This is a genomic window from Geobacillus sp. LYN3, assembly GCF_003064505.1.
GTDB classification, from domain to species: Bacteria; Bacillota; Bacilli; order Bacillales; family Anoxybacillaceae; genus Parageobacillus_B; species Parageobacillus_B toebii.
Genome location: NZ_QCWL01000001.1, coordinates 1,108,616 through 1,113,619 on the forward strand (window position 1 = coordinate 1,108,616; position 5,004 = coordinate 1,113,619).

The 5,004-nt window shown below is 40.5% G+C and carries 4 protein-coding genes; 3 read left to right on the plus strand and 1 reads right to left on the minus strand.

Annotated elements, in window-relative coordinates:
* Positions 1–326: 326 nt before the first annotated feature.
* Complete coding sequence (locus tag DCC82_RS05810; RefSeq protein ID WP_062678471.1) at positions 327–1,232, plus strand: fumarylacetoacetate hydrolase family protein; 906 nt, start codon at positions 327–329, stop codon at positions 1,230–1,232.
* Between the two features lie 41 nt (positions 1,233–1,273).
* On the opposite strand, the gene DCC82_RS05815 is transcribed toward DCC82_RS05810, so the two are convergent.
* On the minus strand, positions 1,274–2,470 hold the full coding sequence (locus tag DCC82_RS05815) for an ornithine--oxo-acid transaminase (RefSeq protein WP_012749381.1): 1,197 nt from the start codon (positions 2,468–2,470) through the stop codon (positions 1,274–1,276).
* Positions 2,471–2,775: 305 nt separating this feature from the next.
* Between DCC82_RS05815 and DCC82_RS05820 the strand changes: the two genes are divergently transcribed.
* Together DCC82_RS05820 and DCC82_RS05825 are read left to right on the plus strand one after the other, a co-directional pair.
* Complete coding sequence (locus DCC82_RS05820) at positions 2,776–3,129, plus strand: YisL family protein (protein WP_012749382.1); 354 nt, start codon at positions 2,776–2,778, stop codon at positions 3,127–3,129.
* Positions 3,130–3,247: 118 nt separating this feature from the next.
* Positions 3,248–4,957: a PAS domain S-box protein gene (locus DCC82_RS05825; RefSeq protein ID WP_233252934.1), complete on the plus strand. Its 1,710-nt coding sequence runs from the start codon at positions 3,248–3,250 to the stop codon at positions 4,955–4,957.
* Positions 4,958–5,004 lie beyond the last annotated feature (47 nt).

Here is a 5,004-nt window from a genome sequence, read left to right on the forward strand (position 1 = left end):
GTCAACCAGCCGAACGCGGCAGCCAATTAGGCTAGCTGCAAGCCCACGGCTTTAGCCGTTGGGTAGTTGACTAAGATCATGTTTTTCGATTCATTTTTGTAATGAAGCTTTTAAGAAAAAACTACTTAAGCGCCATGATCAATTCTTTTTACCTACGACGAAAGCCATGAATGTGAATGGAAGAAAAGAAGCTAAACATTATTATACATATAGCGACGAAAAAAGAAAGGCGTTCGCTAAAATAAGTAGTAATTTTACTAATTTAGACAAAATTCAACAGATAGTAGGTTTTTTTATAAAAAATAAAACAGAAAGGGAGATTTATGATGAGATTTGTTACAGCACAGCGTAACAATGAAACATTTGTCGGTGTGGTTGAACAAGAAAGTGAGAAGGTCGTTCATTTACACCTTGCCGAGCAGGCGATGCAAAAGCGCATGACGCTTCCATCGTCATTGTTGGAGTGTATCGCGTTAGGAGATGAGTTTCTTAATAGAGTAAATGAAATTGCAGCATGGGTAAAAGAAAACCCGTCTACACAATATATGTATGATTTACACGACGTTCGTTTGCTGGCACCGATTCCGCGCCCATCCAAAAATATTTTTTGCATTGGAAAAAACTACGCAGATCATGCCATCGAACTAGGAGGAAAGTCGGATATCCCGCAGCACCTTATTGTATTTTCGAAAGCGCCGACAACGGTGATCGGACATGAGGAAACGGTTTTGCGCCACGCTGATGTGACAGACGAATTGGATTACGAAGGAGAACTTGCTGTTGTGATCGGCAAACGCGGAAAGGCGATTCGCAAAGAAGAGGCACTTGATTATGTATTTGGTTATACCATTATCAATGATATTACGGCACGTGATTTGCAGGAACGGCATCAACAATATTTGCTTGGAAAAAGTTTGGATACATTCTGTCCAATGGGACCATGGATTGTCCATCAATCACTTATTGAAAATCCAAATAAGCTGCAAATAGAGACGAAAGTGAATGGAGAAATAAGACAAAAAGCGAGCACAGAGCAATTTATTTTTAACGTCGAAACGATTATTGAAACCATTTCTCGCGGAATCACGCTGGAACCAGGAGACATTATCGCTACCGGAACGCCGGCGGGAGTCGGAAAAGGAATGAAACCGCCGCGCTTTTTACAAGCGGGAGATGTTGTGGAAATTACGATCGAAGGAATCGGAACGTTAAGAAATAAAATTGGAGAGTAAGAAAAAACGGGGCGTTTCTATTCACCAGCCCCGTTTCACTGTTATACCCCAGCAAACACTTTTTTCACCCGCTCTATTGCCCAATCCAATTCTTCTTTTGTAATAACGAGCGGTGGAGCAAAACGAATGACGGTATCGTGCGTTTCTTTGCACAACAGCCCTTCTTGTTTTAATTTTTCACAATATGGACGGGCGGAAGTATGAAGTTCCACACCAATAAACAGTCCTCTTCCGCGCACTTCTTTAATGTCTGGATGTTGAATTTCACGCAGTTTTTCGATGAAATAGTTCCCTAATTCCAACGAACGTTCCGGCAATTTTTCTTCGATAATGACATCAAGCGCCGCGATGGATACCGCGCATGCAAGTGGGTTTCCGCCAAATGTGGAGCCGTGGGAGCCAGGATTGAACACGCCGAGAATGTCGCGGTTTGCTGCTACGCAAGAGATAGGGAATACGCCGCCTCCTAATGCTTTACCGAGGATGTACATATCTGGAACGACATTTTCCCAGTCGCAAGCAAACATTTTTCCAGAACGGCCGAGGCCAGATTGAATTTCATCCGCAATATAAAGAACATTGTTTTCTTTACATACATTGTACGCTTCTTTCAAAAAGCCTTCCGGCGGGATATTAATCCCTGCTTCGCCTTGAATCGGCTCAAAAATAAAAGCTGCCGTATTTGGTGTAATCGCTTTCTTTAATGCTTCCACATCGCCGTATGGGATGATTTTAATGCCTGGGAGCATCGGTCCGAAACCGCGTTTATACTCTTCGCTAGAGGACATTGATACCGCTGCCATCGTTCGGCCATGGAAATTGTTTTCACAAACGATAATTTCCGCTTTATCTTTTTCTACGCCTTTAACGTCGTACGCCCAGCGCCGCGCCGCTTTAAAAGCGGTTTCTACCGCTTCTGCACCTGTATTCATCGGTAAAACCATGTCTTTACCGGTTAATTTCGCGACTTTTTCATACCAAGGGCCTAGCTGATCATTATGGAACGCGCGCGAAGTTAATGTGATGCGATCTGCTTGCTCTTTTAGTGCTTGAATAATTTTCGGGTGGCGATGCCCTTGGTTGACGGCTGAGTAAGCGCTTAACATATCCATATAACGATTGCCTTCCGGGTCTTCTACCCATACCCCTTCTCCTTTAGTAAGAACAACCGGAAGCGGATGATAGTTGTTCGCGCCGTATTGCTCTGTTAAGCGGATAATTTCAGTGGTTTTGCTCATGCGTGTTCCTCCCTAGTGATTTATGGAATTTTTGCGCTATTTTTTATTATAACAAAAAAAGGGATGTTAAACGATGTAAATGATGAAAAGAGTATTAAACCGGGAGAGCGGAGGGATTCCTTGCTCATGAAAGTCTTGTGGAATTAGAGCGAGTGTTTATGCGAAGGCAGAAGCTCTGTAGCACACAGGAACCTGTTGACTTTCCTCCTAGAGCAGGGGAGATAAATAGTTTTTATATAAAGTTTGTTTTTTCTGATTGATGCATGCTATGATGGGGATGAATATGTGAAAAAGGAGGAAATGGCATGACACATGCACATATTACAAGTTGGTTAATTACCGTTATATTGTTTTTTATCGCCGTTTCATTGCAACGCTCGGGGGCTTCGAAAGCAAAAATTGTACAAATGGCACTTCGTTTGTTTTACATCTTCACCGTGATAACAGGGGGGCTTTTATTACATAGCATTGCTTCGATTTCCATATTATACATCATCAAAGCTATTGTTGGCCTATGGTTAATCGGGGCAATGGAGATGGTTTTAAGCGGCATGAAAAAAGGAAAAAATACGAATGTTGCATGGATTCAATGGATCGTCGCATTCGTGCTCGTTCTATTTTTAGGATTCATGTTACCGCTGGGGTTTGATCTCTTTTGAAATAAGCGGCAATTCCATGTGGAGTTGCCGCTTTTTCTGATAGAAAAAATATGATATGTTAGTAGAGAGAGGGTTTTTGTAAATTTTCTAAATATTCGCATAAGAGTGGTGAAAATGAATGAACATGTACCGTCTACATTGTCATAATACAGAAGAATTGTATGACTTTATCGCACAGCACCACCTTGCCCAATATGAACATATTTTTGTACAAGTTGCAGCCAATAAAGTCGATCAGCTTGAACTTCGGAAAATGATTGGGTTGCTTCAGCGTTATCTTCCACAAGCGCAGCTATTTGGCGTCACATACGGCGAACATTTTGGTTTCGATGACAAATTTTTTATATGTTTTACTGTGTTCGAAAAAGTTAGCGTTCACTCTGTTTTATTATCATACGAAGAATTTGCAAATGAACTTGAGCTTGTAACATATATTTCGGATGCGCTTATAACGGAAGAAACAAATCTTCTTCTTTTATTTACTGACCAGAATAGCAATCTTCATTCCCTTATTCGCCATATACCACTAGCGAATGAAAAAACGGTTGTGATTGCTGGGCGAATTAATGAAGGAGAGCGTTTGTTTTCGCATGAAGGATTTGTCACTGGCGGTATGCTGGCAATTAGTTTTAACGGTTCTTCTTTTCATGTTCAATCATCACATCCGTTTTTATGGGAACCAGTTGGCACTGCTTTTCGAATAACGAAATGCAGCGGAAATAAGTTATACGAGCTTGATGGAAAAAAAGCAATAAAATTGCTGCAACGTTATTTAGGAAAGGAATTTATCGATCGATTGCCTTTTTCAGGAGCGGAATTTCCGTTCATTATTGAGAAAAATGGCCATAAAGAATGTTTATCCATCGTTAAAGTAAATGAGGATGGTTCTATTGAACTAAACGGTTACGTCCATCAAGGGGAGAAGGTTAAGTTTAGCTACGTTCATTTAACGTCATTGGTTTGGACTATATCCGATGAATTAAACAAATTGACGAAAAAATACACGGAAGCGATTTTTTTCTATCGTAGCATCGCCGTACAAGGCTATGCATATCCAGTGCTAGAGCAAATAACGACAACGCTGGAGCAAGTTGCTCCTACTTTTACGCCATTTATATTTGTAGAACTGGTGATCAAGGATAGAGATATACGTTCAGCCACTTTTAGCATGCTTGCGTTATCGGAGGGAAATCAGAACGGAGAGAATAGCAGTGCTTCCGTTTCTTTATCTATTCCTGAGATGTTTCAAGGGGTGATGACGCTAGCGAATTTAATGTCCACCTCCTCTCGAGAAATGGAGAGGCTTCGCGTTCATGTACAAATATCACAATCACTTTTTGAACATAATACAGATATTGTATATTCTACTGATTTACATGGGAATTTTACGAACGTGAATCCCGCTTTCGAGAAAATTCTAGGTTACACAAAAGAGGAAATTTTACATACGAACGCTTTAAAATACATGCATCCGAATGATGTACCTCGTGTTAGCAGACATTTTTATCGAGCTTTGCGTGGAAAAATTCAATATTATAATTTGGAGATTCCTACAAAATCAGGGGAAACATTATTATTCCAAATTAAAAACGTTCCAATTATCGTTGATGGGAAAAAAGTAGGCATTTACGGGATTGGAAGAGATATTACCGAACAAAAAAAAGCGGAAGAAAAAATTTCATATTTAGCGTATTATGACCCGGATACCCATCTTCCAAACCGGACAAAGTTTATGGAAATCATCGATGAACAGTTAGAAAAGGCGAAGCAAAAAAATAGGAAGCTAGCAGTCGTATTCATCGATTGTAACTATTCACCCCAGTGCTAGTGTATAAAAAAGCCCAGCACAAATAGGGCATTTCGGTCATAGAAAAT